Origin of the sequence: Streptomyces sp. SPB074 (assembly GCF_000154905.1) — a bacterium.
Taxonomy (GTDB): Bacteria; Actinomycetota; Actinomycetes; order Streptomycetales; family Streptomycetaceae; genus Streptomyces.
Genome location: NZ_GG770539.1, coordinates 1,412,813 through 1,430,686, shown reverse-complemented (window position 1 = coordinate 1,430,686; position 17,874 = coordinate 1,412,813). Strand labels below are relative to the sequence as shown.

12 protein-coding genes are annotated in these 17,874 nt (G+C 71.0%); 9 read left to right on the top strand and 3 right to left on the bottom strand.

The features are described from left to right. Positions 1–49: 49 nt before the first annotated feature. The 3 genes from SSBG_RS05730 to SSBG_RS05720 all read left to right on the top strand — a co-directional run bounded on the left by SSBG_RS05730 (position 50) and on the right by SSBG_RS05720 (position 2,454). A complete protein-coding gene (locus tag SSBG_RS05730; protein WP_008745258.1) occupies positions 50–1,024 on the top strand; it encodes an ADP-ribosylglycohydrolase family protein in 975 nt (324 codons plus the stop codon). A gap of 70 nt (positions 1,025–1,094) precedes the next feature. Continuing rightward, positions 1,095–1,796, top strand: coding sequence for a ribonuclease HII (locus SSBG_RS05725; protein WP_008745257.1), 702 nt, complete (start codon positions 1,095–1,097; stop codon positions 1,794–1,796). 67 nt (positions 1,797–1,863) lie between these two features. Further along, positions 1,864–2,454, top strand: a complete 591-nt coding sequence (locus tag SSBG_RS05720) for a hypothetical protein (protein ID WP_008745256.1) — start codon at positions 1,864–1,866, stop codon at positions 2,452–2,454. 104 nt (positions 2,455–2,558) lie between these two features. Here the strand turns inward: SSBG_RS05720 and SSBG_RS05715 are convergent, their stop codons facing one another. Both SSBG_RS05715 and SSBG_RS05710 read right to left on the bottom strand, forming a co-directional pair. Further along, positions 2,559–3,362 carry a hypothetical protein gene (locus SSBG_RS05715; protein WP_420790263.1) on the bottom strand — a complete coding sequence of 268 codons (804 nt, stop codon included), beginning with the start codon at positions 3,360–3,362 and terminating at the stop codon, positions 2,559–2,561. A 319-nt stretch (positions 3,363–3,681) separates the two neighbouring features. Next, on the bottom strand, positions 3,682–5,847 hold the full coding sequence (locus tag SSBG_RS05710) for a RecQ family ATP-dependent DNA helicase (protein WP_008745253.1): 2,166 nt from the start codon (positions 5,845–5,847) through the stop codon (positions 3,682–3,684). A 789-nt stretch (positions 5,848–6,636) separates the two neighbouring features. Here SSBG_RS05710 and SSBG_RS05705 point away from each other — a divergent pair. The 6 genes from SSBG_RS05705 to SSBG_RS05680 all read left to right on the top strand — a co-directional run bounded on the left by SSBG_RS05705 (position 6,637) and on the right by SSBG_RS05680 (position 17,190). Next, on the top strand, positions 6,637–8,868 hold the full coding sequence (locus tag SSBG_RS05705) for a DUF4192 domain-containing protein (protein WP_008745252.1): 2,232 nt from the start codon (positions 6,637–6,639) through the stop codon (positions 8,866–8,868). Between the two features lie 403 nt (positions 8,869–9,271). After that, the gene (locus SSBG_RS05700) at positions 9,272–11,188 is read left to right on the top strand and encodes a glycogen debranching N-terminal domain-containing protein (RefSeq protein WP_037869027.1); all 1,917 of its coding nucleotides are present in this window, start codon (positions 9,272–9,274) and stop codon (positions 11,186–11,188) included. A gap of 394 nt (positions 11,189–11,582) precedes the next feature. Beyond that, the gene (locus SSBG_RS05695) at positions 11,583–12,356 is read left to right on the top strand and encodes an NUDIX hydrolase (protein WP_037871151.1); all 774 of its coding nucleotides are present in this window, start codon (positions 11,583–11,585) and stop codon (positions 12,354–12,356) included. A gap of 405 nt (positions 12,357–12,761) precedes the next feature. Then, entirely contained in the window at positions 12,762–13,649 is an 888-nt protein-coding gene (locus SSBG_RS05690; RefSeq protein ID WP_008745248.1) for a FadR/GntR family transcriptional regulator, read from the top strand. Between the two features lie 969 nt (positions 13,650–14,618). Continuing rightward, entirely contained in the window at positions 14,619–16,163 is a 1,545-nt protein-coding gene (locus SSBG_RS05685; RefSeq protein ID WP_078491222.1) for an RNA polymerase sigma factor, read from the top strand. A gap of 196 nt (positions 16,164–16,359) precedes the next feature. Further along, a complete protein-coding gene (locus SSBG_RS05680) occupies positions 16,360–17,190 on the top strand; it encodes a S1 family peptidase (protein WP_008745246.1) in 831 nt (276 codons plus the stop codon). 273 nt (positions 17,191–17,463) lie between these two features. Here the strand turns inward: SSBG_RS05680 and SSBG_RS05675 are convergent, their stop codons facing one another. Continuing rightward, the gene (locus tag SSBG_RS05675; RefSeq protein WP_008745245.1) at positions 17,464–17,691 is read right to left on the bottom strand and encodes a DUF7455 domain-containing protein; all 228 of its coding nucleotides are present in this window, start codon (positions 17,689–17,691) and stop codon (positions 17,464–17,466) included. Positions 17,692–17,874 lie beyond the last annotated feature (183 nt).

The window sequence follows — 17,874 nt, the reverse complement described above, 5'->3', positions numbered from 1 at the left end:
TTTCTTCTCTCTCGGCGCGCGAGGCGTCACTGGATAGGGTGAAGCGGTCATGACCGCTGAACGCATCCCTTCACCCGTTTCCCCCTCTGCTCCCGCACGCCTCGCTCGCGCCCGCGCCAGTCTCTGCGGCCTGCGGATCGGCGACGCCCTCGGCTCGCAGTTCTTCGTCCCCGACAACCGGTCCCATCTCGCTGCCGAGGAGCTCCCCGCGGGGCCCTGGCAATGGACCGACGACACCGAGATGGCGTGCTCGGTCGTCACCGTCCTCGCCGGCGAGGGACGGATCGAGGAGGACGTTCTCGCGCACTCCTTCGCCCGCCACCACGACTTCGACCGCGGCTACGGCCCGGGCGCCAACCGGCTGTTGCGCCTCGTGCGCGAGGGAGGCGACTGGCGGGAACTCTCCACCGGGCTCTTCCGCGGCCAAGGCTCCTGGGGCAACGGCGCCGCCATGCGCGTCGCCCCGCTCGGAGCCTGGTACGCCGACGACCCGCGCGAAGCCGCCCGGCAGGCCGTGCTGTCCGCTCGTCCCACTCATCAGCACCCCGAGGGGATCGCGGGAGCCGTGGCCGTGGCGGTGACGGCCGCCCTCGTCGCGGCTTCGGGAACCACCCCGCCGGAGCCCGCCGCACTGCTCGACGCCGTGCTCGCGCTCGTACCGCGCAGCGCCGTGGAACTCGGCATCCGCCGAGCCGCGTCGATGCTCGACTACGACGACGTCGCGACCGTCGCCGCCGTCCTCGGCTGCGGTCGCCGCACGACGGCCCAGGACACCGTGCCCTTCACCCTCTGGGCCGCCGCCCGTTCGCTCGGTGACTTCGAGCGCGCGTTCTGGACGACCGCCCGCGCGGGCGGGGACATCGACACGACCTGCGCCATCGTCGGCGGGATCGTCGCGGCGAGCCCCTCCGGTGTCCCACCGCGCGCCTGGCACCGGCAGACCGAACCCCTGCCCGGCTGGGCCGAACCAGCCTGCGAGGAGCACGCCGACGAGGCTGCTCCGCCGGGGTCAGGTCTCCGCTAGGTCTCATTACGGCGGCGGAGGGGAGCCGGGGTTTCGTACCGGATGAAGGGCGCGTACGCTGTCATCCGCTATGCCGTACGAAGCACCCACCCACAGCGTCGAGCGCTCGCTCCGCGCCACGACCGGAGCCAAGGTCGTGGCGGGCATCGATGAAGTGGGACGCGGGGCCTGGGCCGGGCCCGTCTCGGTCTGTGCCGCCGTCACCGGTCTGCGGCGGGCCCCCGAGGGGCTGACCGACTCCAAACTCCTCACTCCCAAACGACGTGCCGCGCTCGTCGTGGAGCTGGAGAAGTGGGTCACCGCCCACTCGCTCGGGCACGCCTCGCCGGAGGAGATCGACGCGCTCGGTATGACGGCCGCCCTGCGGCTCGCCGCCGTCCGCGCACTCGACGGGCTCCCGGTACGTCCCGACTGGGTGATCCTCGACGGCAACCACGACTACCTCGGAGCACCGTGGAACGTCCGCACGGTGATCAAGGGGGACCAGTCCTGCGTGTCGGTCGCCGCCGCGTCCGTACTCGCCAAGGTCGCCCGTGACCGCCTGATGGCCGAACTCGGTGCCCAACACGAAGACTTCGCCTTCGCCGCCAACGCCGGATACCCTTCGCCGGCGCACAAGACGGCCCTGGCGGAACGGGGTCCGACCCCGTATCACCGCCTTTCCTGGTCGTACCTCGACGCGATGCCGCGGTGGCGGCATCTGAAGAAGGTGCGTGCCCGGACGGACGGGAGCCCGGCGGCGATCGAAGGACAGCTCGGTTTCGAGTTCTGATCGTTCGGTCGCCCGTACGGGCAGCGTCGCCGGGGCGGACCCCGGCGAACAGTTCACCAGCCATGTCATGCCTCTCAGTCCCGAGGAGCCTCAGATTCCCGAGAGTGCCCAGGGTCCCAGCGCCACCACGGCCCCAAGCCGCAGCGCCCAGACCCCCCGCCCCGTACCCGGCCCGCGTCCCGCGGCGCCGCCTCGCCCCGCCCGCCCGGGGCCCCCGCGCACGGCTTCGGCCCAGCGCGAGCAGCAGCCGAAGCCCCCGGCCCCGGCCGCCGCGCAGATCCAGCTCATCCCTTCTCCCTCCGACGGCGCGCTCGACGCAGCCGAAGAGGCGGTGGACCTGCTCCTCGACTCGGGCCGCGCGCCCGGCGAAGTGCTGGTGCTGACCACAGGGGAAGCGCACCCGTGGACCGTCCACGAGTTGTCGTTCGGCGAAGCCGCCTACTGGGCTCAGCAGGACGCCGGTGACGACGTCTTCTACGTCGACACCGCCCACGTCGCTCGCGTCGCCGCCCGTCCGGTCGTCGTCGTGGCCCTCAACGGTGGCGCGGAAAGCACCGTGGCCACGGTCCTGCCCTTCGCCCGTGAACGCGCCAACACCCTGCTGATCGTCTGCGGCGACCCGCAGCGCGTCAACGCGGTGCTGGGCGCGGGCGTCTGACCGACACCGCCCCCGCCCGGCCGTCACCGGCCGGGCGGAGCGGAGCCCGTCACCACCGTCCCCCGTTCCCGTACGGAACCCGCACGGCGGCGAGGACCTCGCTGTCAGCGTGCGGCGGTACGCGGCCACTGCTCCCGCGGCGTGTCGATCGGCCGCGACAGCAGCCCGGCTGCCCGCTCCGTGAGCGAACCCCCGCGTCCGGCGCGCTGCTCCGGCATTTCGTCGCCGGGCGCCAAGCGCTCCGCGCTCTCGACCCGTTGCTCCGGCAACGGCCCCAACTGCCCCGGGCGGGTGGGAACCTCGTCCGCAGCAGGTACGAACAAGGTCGTACGGGAGCCGAGCCGGGGATGGCGGCCACCACGTCCCTCCCCGAGAATTTGCCAGCCCGCGCCGGTGAGTGTCACGTACGCTCCGCAGCGCAGGCCGTGCAGTGTGCAGGCGTCTCGCAGCCCCCACATCCAGGCGCCGTCCTCCGCTGTCCAGCGCGACTCGCCCTCCCGGCAGTGCAGCAACACGGCCGTGCGTACCGGTACCCGGCGGCGAAGGTCGTGGGGGATGACCCTGCGCAGCTGGGCCAGCAGCGTATTGCGGAAGACCCAGCCGTCGGAGTCGCCGGGGCGGCGAGTGAAGGACGCGCTCGCCCGCAGCCGCTCGTCCGGGTCGAGCACTCCCACCACCACGGTCCCGGCCGCTGGGCTGTGACGTTCGTACAGTCCGGTCACGACCTCGCGCGGATTGCCGAGCAGGGGCACGTTGGCGGCGGTCCACTCCTGCGGACCGATCGCACGGGGTGGAGAGCTGGCCGGCTCGGCAGGCAGGGAAGGAACCGGCACCAACGGCGAGGGGGTGGTGGACGGGGGCGGTGGCGTCTTCCTCGACGCGGCGGACGGAGCGAATCCGAAGGTCACGGTCCTCCCTTCGGCTACGCGCCCGCGCTGCGGGCGGAATCGGGACGTGGGAGAGCGCACCACCGGACGGCAGCACCGGAGCCGGAATCGCCGTACGGGGAGCGACTTCAATTCTCGTACGCCGAGAGGGCTGCGGCAACGAGCATTCGTCAAGCCGCACCCATATCTGACGATGCATTCCCTATTTCCCCCTCTCCTGTCCGCCCGCTCAACCTGCGGCTGTCCGCCATGCGGTACGTCTCCCACGCCCGATGAGTGCTGCTGCCATCCAGTTCTTGGGAGCCGTCGGCCAACGCTCGCGAACCGTTGCCTCCCGGCCTCAGCCCTGAACCGCGAGTACCAGCGGCAGCACCTCCTTCGCGCCCGCGTCCTTGAGCAGGCCCGCCGCCACGGCGATCGTCCAGCCGGAGTCCGTGAAGTCGTCCACGAGAAGGACGGGGCCGGGATGCTCCGTCAGGGCCTCGGCGAGCGGGGCGGGCACCGCGAGAGTTCCGCGCAGTGAGAGGAGCCGCTGCGCGCTGTTCCCCCGGTGCGCTCGCCCGGGCTCGGCGTCCTCGCGCAGGACGAGTCCGCCGAGGAAGGGCAGTTGACCGATCCGGGCGACACGGGCGCCCAGCGAATCCACCAGCTCGGGGTGAGTCCGGGAGGGAAGTGTGACCACTCCGGCAGGCCGCGTGAGGGCGTCCTTGTCTCCCGAGGCCCACCCGCCCGGTCCCTTGGCCCAGTCGGCGAGCACCGCCACCGTCGCTTGGAGCACGTCGTCGGGTACCGGTGCGTCCTTCGCGTCGGGGCCGAGGAGCGGACGGAGCCTGTTGCCCCAGCCGATGTCCGAGAGCCTGCCGAGTGCCCGGCCGGTCTCGGCCCGCTGCGAGGCCGGAATGCGTCCCTTGAGAGATACGCCGACGGCACTCAGCCCCGTCGGCCACATACGGCGCGGCTCCACATCGACTCCGGGGCGCTCCAGTTCGCCGTGCGCGGAGGTGAGCGCGACCGGGGACACCTCCGTACCGAATCGCGGGCCGGCGCAGTTGTCGCAGCGGCCACACGGCGCGGCGGCCTCGTCGTCGAGCGCGCGACGCAGAAACTCCATCCGGCATCCGGTACTCGCCACGTAATCCCGCATCGATTGCTGCTCCAGCGCCCGCTGCCCGGCCACCCAGGCGTACCGCTCCGCGTCGTAGACCCACGGCCGCCCGGTGGCGGTCCAGCCACCCTTCTCCTTTTTGACAGCCCCATCCACGTCGAGCACTTTCAGCATGGCTTCCAGCCTGGTGCGCCGCAGATCCACGAGAGGTTCGAGGGCCTGGGTCGACATGGGCCGGGCGGAACCCGCCAGGACATCGAGGGTGCGCCTGACCTGTTCTTCGGGCGGGAACGCCAGAGACGAGAAGTACTTCCAGATCGCCTCGTCCTCCTTGCCCGGCAGCAGCAGTACCTCGGCGTGCTCCACCCCGCGGCCCGCACGGCCCACCTGCTGGTAGTAGGCGATGGGCGAGGACGGCGCGCCGAGATGGACCACGAAGCCGAGGTCGGGCTTGTCGAAGCCCATGCCGAGTGCCGAGGTCGCCACGAGCGCCTTCACGCGGTTCGCGAGGAGAGCCTGCTCGGCCTCCAGCCGGTCCGCGTTCTCCGTACGCCCGGTGTAGGCGGTTACTTCGTGACCCCGCTGGCGCAGATACGCGGCCACCTCGTCGGCCGTGGCGACGGTCAGCGTGTAGATGATTCCCGAGCCCGGCAGCTCCTCCAGGTGATCCGCGAGCCAGGCCAGGCGGTGAGCGGCGCCGGGAAGGCGCAGCACGCCCAGACTGAGGCTCTCGCGGTCGAGGGGACCCCGCAGGACGAGCGCGCCGTCCGCGGCCCCGCCGGTCCCGAACTGTTCCGCCACGTCGGCGGTCACCCGGGCGTTCGCCGTCGCCGTGGTGGCCAGCACCGGGACCCCGGCCGGCAGGTCGGCGAGCATGGTGCGCAGCCGACGGTAGTCCGGACGGAAGTCGTGCCCCCAGTCGGAGATGCAGTGCGCCTCGTCGACCACGAGCAAGCCCGTCGCCGCGGTGAGACTCGGAAGGACCTCGTCACGGAAGGCGGGATGGTTGAGGCGTTCCGGGCTCACGAGGAGCACGTCGACCTCCCCGGCGCGGATCTCCTCCTGCACGGCGTCCCACTCCTCGCGGTTCGCCGAATTGATGGTGCGCGCCTTGATCCCCGCCGCAGCCGCCGCCTCCACCTGATTGCGCATGAGCGCGAGCAGCGGAGAGACGATGACGGTCGGCCCGCCACCGCGCCGCCGGATGAGCGCCGTGGCCACGAAGTACACGGCGGACTTGCCCCAGCCCGTGCGCTGCACGACCAGGGCCCTGCGGTGGTGCACGACCAGGGCTTCGATGGCCTGCCACTGGTCCTCTCGCAGCCGGGCACGGCCACTGGCGTCCCCCACGAGTTGGGCGAGGATCGCGTCGGCGGTGGGACGGAGGTCTTCGTCGTTCATGCCCCCATGCAACCTGATGAGACCGACAACCGGCGAACGAGGGCTGCGCGGGCTGTGGATAACCAGCCCTCCGGGAGATCATCGGATGAGCGCGTGCGGGCTGATCTGTTTAATCCGATAAGGGGTTGTGCGAAAAAAAGCAATGCAACTAGTTATCCACAGGCGGGCAAGCGGGGAATTCGCTTTCCGTGCACAGTGCTCTCCATGACCCACCGCAACGAGAAATCCGATTCGGCCGCCCTCCGCTCTACGCAGCACCGCGCAGCCCCCTCGCCCGAGCAACCCGTCGTCCCTACCCACGAGCAGCCGCCCATCGCTTTCGCCGAAGAGCGCACCGCGCCGCCTGTGGGAGAGACCTCCGACCCGCCTACCGAAAAGATGTCGAGCGTCCCGCGCACGGCGGATGTGTCGCCCCCGCCCCGCTCCGACCCGGCTGGATGCCGGCCTTCAGCGCCCGCTCAGGTTCCTTCACCCGACACGGCTGGGGAAGGCGCCACTCGCTCGCGACGGGACCAGTCCTCTGTGTCCACGGACAACCCCGCCGTCGCTTCCGTTGAGAATCCGCCCTCCGCGTGCGCCGATAATTCGCCGCCCAGCTCTGCCGCCGAATCCTCCCGTGCCTGCCAGCCGCCCAGCCGCCCCGGGGCAGAGGGAAAGCCCGACGCCGTGATTCCCGCGCAACGTTCAGGGGGAGACCGCCCGGTGTCACCGGCCCGGGACACCGGCGTCCCCGTGCAACGACGCTCACCCGAGAACGACTCCTCGCGTGACGGGGAAGACCCCCGGTCTTTGGCGGCTGTCGGCGCCGGCCCCTCCGCCTCCCTGCCCGACGCGGAGCCCTTCGGGAAGGCCTTTCCGGGACGACAGGCGATCTCGCTGAAATCCATCGCTGACCTGGCCGATTCCCTCCCGTACCTGCTGGGCTACGTGCCGGGCAACAGCGTCGTCCTCCTCGCGTTGCACGGCGAGTGGGGCCGGCTCGGCCGGCGCACGGCGCTCCGCATCCCCGCTGATCCGACGCGGTGGCCGCAGGCCGCCGAGCGGGTGGCCACGATGCTCCTCGGTTCTCCCGGGCGCGGTCGCGGTTCCGGAGCGACGGCTCTCCTGCGCAGGCGGTGCGATGAATCCCTGCCCGATGGTGTCATCGCTTTCCTGTTCCAGGAGCCGCACGAGGCGAGGCCCGGCACCGTCCCGCAGCCCGGAGCCGCCGAGGTGCGCGAGGGACTGCGTCCCCTCGCCCAGCACATCCGCGTCGCCTGCGGCAGTCTCGATGTACCTGTGGTCGAAGCACTCTGTGTCTCCACCGGTCGGTCCTGGTCCTACGTGACCCCGCTCGCGGACCAGGAACAGTCGGGTGTCGCCCTGCTGCCCGTCGGCAGCTCTGTTCTCGCCGCGACCTCTGTGTACGAGGGAACGCCGGCTCCCCTCCCCGCGGCGCGTCTGGAGAGCAGGCTCCTGCCCTGGAGCACCGCCGCCGCGCGAGAACAGGAGCGGGTACTCGACCGGATCGCCCTCGACCTTCTCCCGCAGATCCTCGGCGGCAGGGAGAACGTGCTCAAGATCCGCAGGGGCACGATCGGGTTGCTCGACAACGTGCTGACACGATTCGCAACCGTCCCCGTCCCTTCGGACCGGCTCAAAGCCGACCTCGCGGACGACGCGGCACTTACCCACGAAGAGGCCGCGCGGCTCGTCATCGGTCTCCAGGACAGGGAGGCCAGGGACGAGGCGGCGAGTTTCCTCGCGTTCCCCGACGCCGCCCTTCGCTTGTGGCGCGCGCTCGCGCGCCGGTGTGTGCTCTCGTACAAGGAGCACGCGGCAGCACCGCTGTCGCTGGCGGGCTGGACGGCCTGGTCGCAAGGCGAAGAGAGCGAGGCACGGCTGTCCCTGCATCTCGCGCTCGCGGTAGACCCCCACTACGTCTTCGCGGCGCTGCTGGACCAGGCGTTCGACAAGGGAGTGGAGCCCGAGGAGATTCGGCAGCGCCTCTGCGGCTCCCCGAGGCGGCCGACCGCGCACCGTTCGTCCGCTCGTCCTGCGTCGGCACGTACCGGCTCCGCTGCCGACGGGGCGGGACGAGGGGCCACGAGTGAACAGGAAGCCGGAGTGTCCCGGAGCGCAGCGGGAGCATCGGAGGGCGCCCCGGAAGGAGAGGTGGCCGAGCCCGGGACCGGCGACGGGCGACGCCGCGTGCGCTCGGCATCTCGTACGGGTTCAGCCTCCCGTTCCGCTGCTTCCCGTTCTGGCGTCTCCGCTCGTACGGGTCCGACGGCGCGTCCGTCGACGCGGCGGCGTGACACCAGGCGCCCGGGCGGCCCCGCACAGGCGCGGCCCAGCAGTGGCAAGACCAACGGGACGGGGGACGACGCGGGGAGGACGGCGTACGCACGAGCGCGGCGGCGCGTCGCCGCATCGCCTCCTGGACGTGAGAGCACGCGAGCGAACGAGAGGGAAGCGGACCGCGAGAGGCACGAAGGGGAGAACGAGTTGATTGATGTGCGTGGTCGTCGGGCTGCCTCCGATCGCTTTCCGCTCGCTGGGCTCCCGCATCCGGAATCCGATGCCTCGGACGCCGTCATTCCGGTCAGGGCGGCGGTACGACCGGTGACGCATCGGACGGACCGCGCGGCGCCTTCGAACATGGGCGATTCACACGTGGGTGATTCACCGGTGGCCCGCAGTGGATCTAGCCCGGTGCTGCCTGTTCGGGAGAGCTCTGCGCAGAACGTGGAGGTACGCGAGGGCCAGGGGACTGTCCCGAGTGTGGGGCAGGAGGGCTCCGTGGTTCTCGCGACGGGTGCACGGCCGGGTAGTCAGGAGGCTTGTAGGCGCGCTCAGAGGCAGGGGAGCGGGACAGACAGCAGGACTGGTTCTGCGAATGCCGGTCAGGAACAACTTCCGGCCGGCCCGGAGGCGGGCAACGGGGGTGGGCTTGTAGAGACGCCTGCGTCCGTACAGGAGGCGGAAGCGCGCTGTTCGCGCCGTGGTGGTGGTTCCGAACCTGCGGGCGGCGCGGGGTAGCTGGGAGGTGCCGGGGGCGAGGAGGGAGAAAACGCGCGGACGTGGAACGGCCCCTCTCGCGGGACAACTGCTCGGCAGATCTGGGCGGGAGCCGGAACGGAGAGCGGATCGGGGCAGGCGCGTGGCGGAGAGGCGGAGGAATGTCGGGGCAAGTGGCCCGGCGCCCGTGACCCGTAGCCCTCTTCCGGCGTTCATTCGGTGGCGGAGTCGCCGGGGGCCTGCCCACCGGCCCGCCCCCTCCTCCCGATCGGCACGCGGAAGAAGCTCCCTGATGTCCTTGACCGCACCACGGCCCGGTGGTCGCGAGTACCGAGCGGCACCGGACAGATCGGTGCCCGTACCCGGTCCGGCGCGCGGCAGCGGGAGCCTTCCTCTTGCGGAACCGCCCGCGACGCACCGGACGTTGACCGCCGTCTCGCTGCCGGGGCTGGCAATTTCCGCCGAGCACGGGCAGTTGACCGGGCAGGGGCTGGAGGGCTTCTACTCCGCGGGGAAGAGACTGCTGTCGCTGTGCCGGCTCCGGATCGCGGGGCGGGACCCCCTGCCGGTGGAGGCGCGCGCGGTGGGGGCGGACCGCACGCGGTTCGTGGGAGTGCTGCGTGGGCTGGGAGGGCCTGGGCCCGACCCGGATCTGCTGGTCGAACGTGAGCGGCACGCCGAGGGCAGCGAGCGCATCATTCTGCGGAGCACGACGGCGAGCACGTTGCGGCTCGTGGTCGAACTCACCCTGGGCTGCGATCTCGCCGACCTCGGTGCCGTGGCCGCCGGACACAGAATTCCGGTCCTGCGGGCCTCCGTGCACGGTGCCGGCTTGCAGTGGTCGTCCCCTGCGGGGAAGGTCGCGCTCACCGCTGAGCCGCCTCCCGCCGACGTCGTGGCCGCATCGGGATCGCTCCGCTGGGAGCTGGAGATTCCGGCCGGCGGCAGACGATCCATCGAGCTGCGATTGAGGCCGGAACTGCTGGGCGGCGCGCGCTCGGTGGCACGTGGAGGAACGCCGGTCTTCACGGCGGCGGACGCCGCAGGGGACGATCCCCGGGCCGCCGCTCTCCTGCGGGCCTCCCTCGGTGATCTCAACGCGCTGCTGGCGCGGGAGCCGGGAGAGGCGGGGGAGGCGTACCTCGCGGCGGGGGCGCCCTGGCGCTGCGGCCTCGCCCCCGCGGAGGCGCTGGCCGCCGCGCGCATGGCCCTGCCTCTCGGTACCCGCCTCGCGGCGGGGACCTTGCGGGCCGTGGCCCGTACGCAGGTTTTGCAGGGGGCTGAACAAGGCCGTATCCCCGGCCCTTTGCGCGATGCCGGTCCTCACCTGCCGCCGGGAAGTACGAGTGCCGAGGCGACTCTGCTCTTCCCGGCTCTGCTGGCCGAGGCGTGGAGGTGGGGGCTCGACGCCTCCGTCGTGGACGAACTCGCCCCGGCTGCCGAGTCCTGCCTCGGGTGGCTGCGGCGCGAGACGGAGCGGCACGTCTACGTGCGGGACCGGGAGACCGGCGGCATGGCGCGTGTGGAGACACAGGCACACGCCTATCGCGCCGCTCTTCTCGGAGCGGGACTCCGGGACGGGCTCAACCGGCCCGGAGGCGAGGAACTCCGCGACTGGGCGGCGGAATTCGCCGACCGGTTCCGGGCGGACTTCTGGTGCGACGATCCGAGCGGAGGCCGTCCACCGGCCGCGCTCGACGCCACGAGGCGGCCGGTGCCACAGCTGGGCAGCGCGGTGGCGCACCTGCTCGACACCGGTCTGGGCGCGGCTGGCCAACTGGCGCCCTCCTTGCTCGACTCGACGCGGACGGGGCAGGTGGCACGGCTGCTCGGTTCCCCGGTCATGGACAGCGGCTGGGGGCTGCGGAGCCTCGGCGCGAAGGAGCACGGGTACAGCCCCTTCGGGCACCGGGGCGGGGCCGTGCGTGTCCACGAGACGGCGATCGCCGTGACGGGTCTCGCCGCTGCCGGCCACGAGAAGGAGTCCCACGCTTTGCTGCGCGGGTTGCTCGCGGCGGCCGAGACCTTCGAGTACCGCCTGCCGGAAATGTTCGCGGGCGAGCAACGGACGGAGGGAAGCCGGCCGTGGCCGCATCCTGCTGCCTGCCGCCCGGCCGCTGTGGCCGCCGCTGCCGGCGTGCACGTGATCGCGGGGCTCGTGGGTATCCGCCCGGATGTTCCAGAAGGGTCCGTCGCGCTGCGTCCGGTGCGCGGTGCTCCGCTCGGTGAGCTGGGGCTCACCGGACTCGGTGTAGCCGGGGAAAGCTTCTCCGCGCGAGTCACCCGGCTGGGGCTCGCGATGGTGGAGGAGGCGCCCGAGCGTCTGCAGTTGCGGGCGTGAGGGCGCGGTTCGCGGCCGTCGCTCCCGATGCCGACTCGGGAGCGACGGTTCGCGGCCACGCGAGACCGGTTTCAGGAGCTCGAAGCTGCGAGGTGTCGAGCTTCGGGACCTGCAGGGGCGGCGGCTGAGTTGGCGCCGGGCTCCGCAGCCGCTTCGGGGCAGGGGGCGCGCGGCAGTACTGAGCTGACTCGGGGTGGCCAAGAGCGCCGGATGGTGTGGGCCTGTGCCGGAGCGGCTTGAGGTTGTGCGAGATCGTTTCGCGTGACGGGCAGGAACCTGCTGTTGGGCCACGGCCTCATAGCTGGGGACGGAAGGGGCCGTTCAGACGGCTGTGCTGGCGTGGGCTTCGACGAACGACGTGCTTATCGTCAGGTAGACGACTATGATCAGCCGCATGTCTCCCTATGACCCCTCCGACTTCCCAGCCTTCGCTGTCACCGTGGATCTCGTGGTGCTCACGGTGCGGCACAACGGGTTGCGGGCGCTCCTCGTCCGCCGCGGGGAGGCCCCGTACCAAGGGCAATGGGCCTTGCCCGGGGGGTTCGTCCGTCCTGGCGAGGACCTTGCGTCCGCGGCAGGACGCGAGCTGGAAGAAGAGACCGGCCTGCGCGCGCACGACGGGGACGCGGTGGGGGCCTCCGGCGAGGAGCGGCACGGCGCGCACCTGGAACAGCTCGCCACCTACGGCGATCCGGAGCGCGATCCGAGAATGCGAGTGGTGAGCGTGGCCCACCTCGCGCTCGCCCCCGACCTGCCCTCGCCCATCGCTGGCGGTGACGCGAGCGGTGCCAGGTGGGCACCCGTTGAGCGGCTTCTGGGGGAGGAGAGCGCGGGACGTGACGACGAACAACTGCTGCCGCTCGCCTTCGATCACGCGCGCATTCTCTCCGACGGGATCGAGCGCGCGCGCTCGAAGATCGAGTATTCCTCGCTCGCCACCGCTTTCTGCCCCACGGAATTCACGGTCGGTGAACTTCGCCGGGTCTACGAAGCGGTCTGGGGGGTGGTGCTCGACCCCCGGAATTTTCATCGCAAGGTGACAGGGACGCCAGGTTTTCTCGTCCCCGCCGGTGGTACGACGACCCGGCAGGGGGGCAGGCCGGCGCAGCTTTTCCGCGCCGGAGGCGCAACTCTGTTGAATCCGCCCATGCTGCGTCCGGAGATCTGACGGAACGTCTCCGCGCCCCGCCTGCCGGTGGGGGCGCACGGCAGTTTGTCTGTGGCGCGCACAACAGTACGGTTTTTACGGAGAGTAGCGCCCGGTGCTTCCGAACAGGGTTTTCTTCTCGGGTGGTTTCTTTGCGTGATCTTGCGAGGGGCTGAGAGGGGCCCGAAATCAGGCGGGGAGCGGCTGTGTTGAGCGTCGCGGTGTCGTCGTGGTGCCCGAAGGGCGGGCACCGTACCGCAAGAAGCCTTCTGTGGGGGGAAGGTGAGGGGAAGCGCGCGCAACTCCCCGACCGTTGCTCGGTAATTTCCGATAAAGCGTCAATTGGCCAACGGTAAGCGATCACCCTTTCGTGTGCTTTTCACCAAAGAACTCAAGGCCGTTGAGGAGAGCGCCGACAAAGCTTTTGTGAGTACCGTTGCGCACACCATGATGACCGCCGCCCGTTCCGCCGACTCCGGCCTCGCCGGCCCGGGCGACATCGACCGCTACCCCTATGCCGAGGCCGCCCAGGACAGGATCGGAGTTCCTTCCTGGGGTGCCGCGGAGCCAGAACTCGGCCGGGTGCCGCGACGCGGCGGTGCCGGCCGGGGTCGCGGCCTCCACGGCCAACTCGTTCAGCAGCTCGGCCAGATGATCGTCTCCGGCGACCTGGGGGCGGACCGCCCCCTCGTTCCCGAGGAGATCGGCCAGCGTTTCGAGGTGTCCCGTACCGTCGTGCGGGAATCCCTGCGCGTTCTGGAGGCCAAGGGACTGGTCAGCGCCCGCCCCAATGTGGGAACGCGGGTCCGTCCGGTCAGTGACTGGAACCTGCTTGATCCCGACATCATCGAGTGGCGCGCCTACGGGCCCCAGCGTGATGATCAGCGCCGGGAGCTCAATGAACTGCGTTGGAGCATCGAACCCCTCGCCGCGCGTCTCGCCGCCGGGCACGGCCGTGAGGACGTGCAGCAGCGACTTGTCGACATGGTCGAGATCATGGGGCACGCGCTCGGGCAGGGGGACGGCATCACGTTCTCCCGAGCGGATGCCGAGTTCCACTCCTTGTTGATCCAGATCGGTGGCAACCGGATGCTGGAGCACCTGTCCGGGATCGTCAGCGCGGCCCTGCACGTGTCGGGCGGTCCCGCGATGGGTTGCGAACGTCCCAACGAGGCGTCCGTGGCCCACCACGCCCGCATCGTCGACGCCCTGGCTTCCGGAGACGGCGGTGGCGCCGAGACTGCGATGCGCCAGCTGCTCACCGTTCACCCCGAGGGCGAGCGTGTCGTGCCGGGGCCCCGCGAGCAGCACTAGTCGCGCGCCCACCTTGGCCCGGGGCCCCTCTCCGCGGTGGAGGAGGGGCCCCGGGCCAAGGTGGGCGGGGAGCGGAGAGACGTAAGGGGGAAGTGGGGAGCGGGGAGCGCTGGGCCGGGCAGTTCGTACCCGGTCGCCAAGGGCGCTCGGCGCCCCCGGCCTCGTTCACGCCCGGCCGTCCCGTCGCCCAGGCGCCCACCCGCCAAGCCTCGGTCGCCCCCCACCCGAGGGCCTGCCCCGGCCGCCCCCCCCGCCCGAGCCCTGAGCCCCGACCCCCGTCGCCCCACCGCCCCATCGCATTCGCCCCCTTGCCATGCCGCTGTGCGGTACGACCGCTCTCGGTCGCCTCGCCCGCCTCCCGGCCGTTTCCGCCGTCCCACCCGATTGGCAGCCCGACGGCGCGCGTCTCCCGACCCCCGATCCCGCGCTCCGCCCTCACGCACGCACACGGCTCGCAGGGAACGACGACCCCTGGAGCCCGGCCGTCTTGGCCCCCGGCCTCTCGGCTTGCGCACGCACCCCCGAAGCGGTGTCCACGCCATCCGCCCCCGGCCTCACCCCTGCACCCCACCCGTCTCCTGCGCTCTTCCCCGCCCGCTTCCGGCTCCCCTCCCCGCTTCCGGCTCCCCTCCCCGCCTCCGGCTCCCCGCCTCCGGCTCCCCTCCCCACCCCCGCCTCCGCTCCTGCCCACAACCGACCACTCTGGATCGTTTGCCGAGCGCATATGCTCGTCTATGTACCTCCTTGTGTCCTTTGGGTATGTGACTCGGGCCACGCAGATTGCGCGTAACGCTCCCGGGTACAGCGCGATGACCTAAGAGGTGAGAGTCGCTCAGGGGAATACGGCCACTGGTTCCGGTGCTGTGGTCCCCGCGGCGCCCGCCCGCGTCGTCGGTCATACCCGCCGACGGTCGTCGGTTCCCGCCCCCGAGGCGAGAGCCGGAAGCCGTTTTCCAACGTTCCGAGAGGTTGTTCGTGTCGGCCAGCACATCCCGTACGCTCCCGCCGGAGATCGCCGAGTCTGTGTCTGTCATGGCGCTCATCGAGCGGGGAAAGGCTAATGGGCAGATCGCCGGTGACGATGTGCGTCGGGCCTTCGAAGCTGACCAGATTCCGGCCACTCAGTGGAAGAACGTACTGCGCAGCCTCAACCAAATCCTCGAGGAAGAGGGTGTGACGCTGATGGTCAGTGCCGCGGAGCCCAAGCGCACCCGCAAGAGCGTCGCAGCGAAGAGTCCGGCGAAGCGCACCGCGACGAAGACGGTGGCCACGAAGGCGGCGGTCAAGAAGACCGCGGCGGCCACAGTGGCCGCTCCTTCCGCCGCCACCGCGGTGGCGGTCGAGGACGAGACCGCCGAGAAGAAGCCCGCTGCGAAGAAGACGACGGCGCGCAAGACCGCCGCCAAGAAGACGACGGCCAAGAAGACCACCGCGAAGAAGGCCGGGAAGAAGTCGGACGAGCTCCTCGACGAAGAGAGCACCGAGGAGACGCCGGGCAAGGGCGAGGAGGCCGCCGAGCCGGCCGCCGGTGGCGAGAGCCAGGGTTTCGTCCTGTCCGACGACGACGAGGACGACGCCCCGGCGCAGCAGGTGGCCGCCGCCGGTGCCACGGCCGACCCGGTCAAGGACTACCTCAAGCAGATCGGCAAGGTCCCGCTCCTCAACGCGGAGCAGGAGGTCGAGCTGGCCAAGCGCATCGAGGCCGGTCTCTTCGCCGAGGACAAGCTCGCCAACAGCGACAAGCTGGCGCCGAAGCTCCAGCGTGAGCTGGAGATCATCGCCGAGGACGGCGGCCGCGCCAAGAACCACCTCCTGGAGGCGAACCTCCGCCTCGTGGTCTCCCTGGCCAAGCGCTACACCGGTCGCGGAATGCTCTTCCTGGACCTGATCCAGGAGGGGAACCTCGGTCTGATCCGCGCGGTCGAGAAGTTCGACTACACCAAGGGCTACAAGTTCTCCACGTACGCGACCTGGTGGATTCGCCAGGCCATCACGCGCGCCATGGCGGACCAGGCCCGCACCATCCGTATCCCGGTGCACATGGTCGAGGTCATCAACAAGCTCGCCCGCGTCCAGCGGCAGATGCTCCAGGACCTGGGCCGCGAGCCCACCCCGGAGGAGCTGGCCAAGGAACTCGACATGACCCCCGAGAAGGTCATCGAGGTCCAGAAGTACGGTCGCGAGCCCATCTCGCTGCACACCCCCCTCGGCGAGGACGGCGACAGCGAGTTCGGTGACCTCATCGAGGACTCCGAGGCCGTCGTCCCGGCGGACGCCGTGAGCTTCACGCTGCTCCAGGAGCAGCTGCACTCCGTTCTGGACACCTTGTCGGAGCGCGAGGCGGGCGTCGTCTCGATGCGTTTCGGTCTCACCGACGGTCAGCCGAAGACCCTCGACGAGATCGGCAAGGTCTACGGCGTGACGCGCGAGCGCATCCGCCAGATCGAGTCGAAGACGATGTCCAAGCTGCGGCACCCCTCACGCTCCCAGGTGCTGCGCGACTACTTGGACTGATCCACCGGCCCCGCAGCGGGCCGCAGGTCCAGCTCCGCGAAGGCCCCACCGGTTCCGGCCTGCGGGGCCTTCGGCGTGCGCGGACGCGTCGCGCGCGTTGGGCCGGTTGCGCGAACGGCCACGCCTGGGCGTGCGCTCTTCGGGTGGCTGAATCACGCTGAGTGCGAGTTCGGTACCCAGAGTGAAGGAGTACGGTATGCCGCTTCGCGGACTTCGCACCCGGGTGAGCGCGGGAGTGCTCGCCGCCGCTGCGCTCAGCCCCGTCCTCGTCCCAGGACCCGCGGCCGCCGACGGAGTGATCGTCGGGGGCAAGCAGGTGGCGGTGGCCGATCACCCCTGGGCGGTGGCCCTGTCCAGCCGCAGCCGCTTCGGGGCGGAGCGCTCGGGCCAGTACTGCGGCGGGGTGCTCGTCGGGCCTCGTACGGTCGCCACGGCGGCCCACTGCCTCAGCGGGAAGGTTCTCGGCGTCCCTCTGAGCCGCCTCAAGGACCTGCGGGTGCTCGTCGGCCGCGACGACCTCTCGGGGCAGGCGGGCACGGAGGCCCGTGTCACGAAGACCTGGATCAATCCGGACTACGACCCGGACAGCAATTCCGGCGACGTGGCGACACTGACCCTGGCGGACGCCCAGCCGGAGAGCCACGTCCTGCCGCTCGCCCTTTCGGGAGACCCCGGCTACCGGGCCGGGACCCGCGCCCAGGTCTACGGCTGGGGGGACACGACGGGACGCGGCTCGTACGCCCGGACGCTGCACGCCGCCGATGTCCAGGTCCTCCCGGACAGCGACTGCGGCAGTGCCTACCCGGGCAGTGGGGGCGGCGCCTACGACGCCGACACGATGCTCTGCGCGGGCGAGCGCGAGGGCGGCAAGGACGCCTGCCAGGGTGACAGTGGTGGTCCGCTCGTGGCCGGGGGCAAGCTGATCGGACTCGTCTCCTGGGGCAGTGGCTGCGCCGAGGCGGGAAACCCGGGGGTCTACACGCGCATTTCCGCCGTGGCGGACACCGAGGGGCTGCGCGAGCGCTGAGCCCCCTTGGGCGCCCGGGGGCTTCCCCTCCGTCGTCCGGCGGGCCCGAGGGCCTGTCGGACGCCCTCCGGGCGGTCCTGAGGGCGGTCCCGGCCGCAGGCGGGCATCTGCGGGCGCCGCCCGGCCCCGTACCGCGGCCGCAGGAGCGAGGGGCGGTGGCCGCCTACGGAGTGCGCGGGCATACGAAAACGGGCGGGTCTCCCAGTGGAGGCCCGCCCGTTCCACCGGCTCACACCGGTGCCGGCTCGTCGTAGGTGGATGCGACCCGGAGGCTCAGTGCTCCTCGTCGCTCGCCGTGCTGGGAGCTGTCAGGCGATCGGTCTCGTCCTGTATCTCAGCGGCGATCTTCTTGAGTTCCGGCTCGAACTTGCGCCCATGGTGAGCGCAGAAGAGCAGTTCACCGCCGCTGGTCAGCACAACGCGCAGGTAGGCCTGGGCGCCGCACCGGTCGCAGCGGTCAGCGGCCGTCAGCTGGCTCGCGGGTGTCAGAACAGTAGTCACGTCGCCTCTTCTCTAGCTCGACGAGCTGTCGTACCAGGGTCAACATCCAACCAGGCCGAAAACGTTCCCGCTCGCGGCCTTTCTCGCGAAAAAACTTCGAGGGTGGCTGTCTGTTGCCGGTTGGCGGCGAATGTGCCGTATTACAGCGTGCGTGCTTTACGGTTTCGCGTGGTGTGCAAGGTC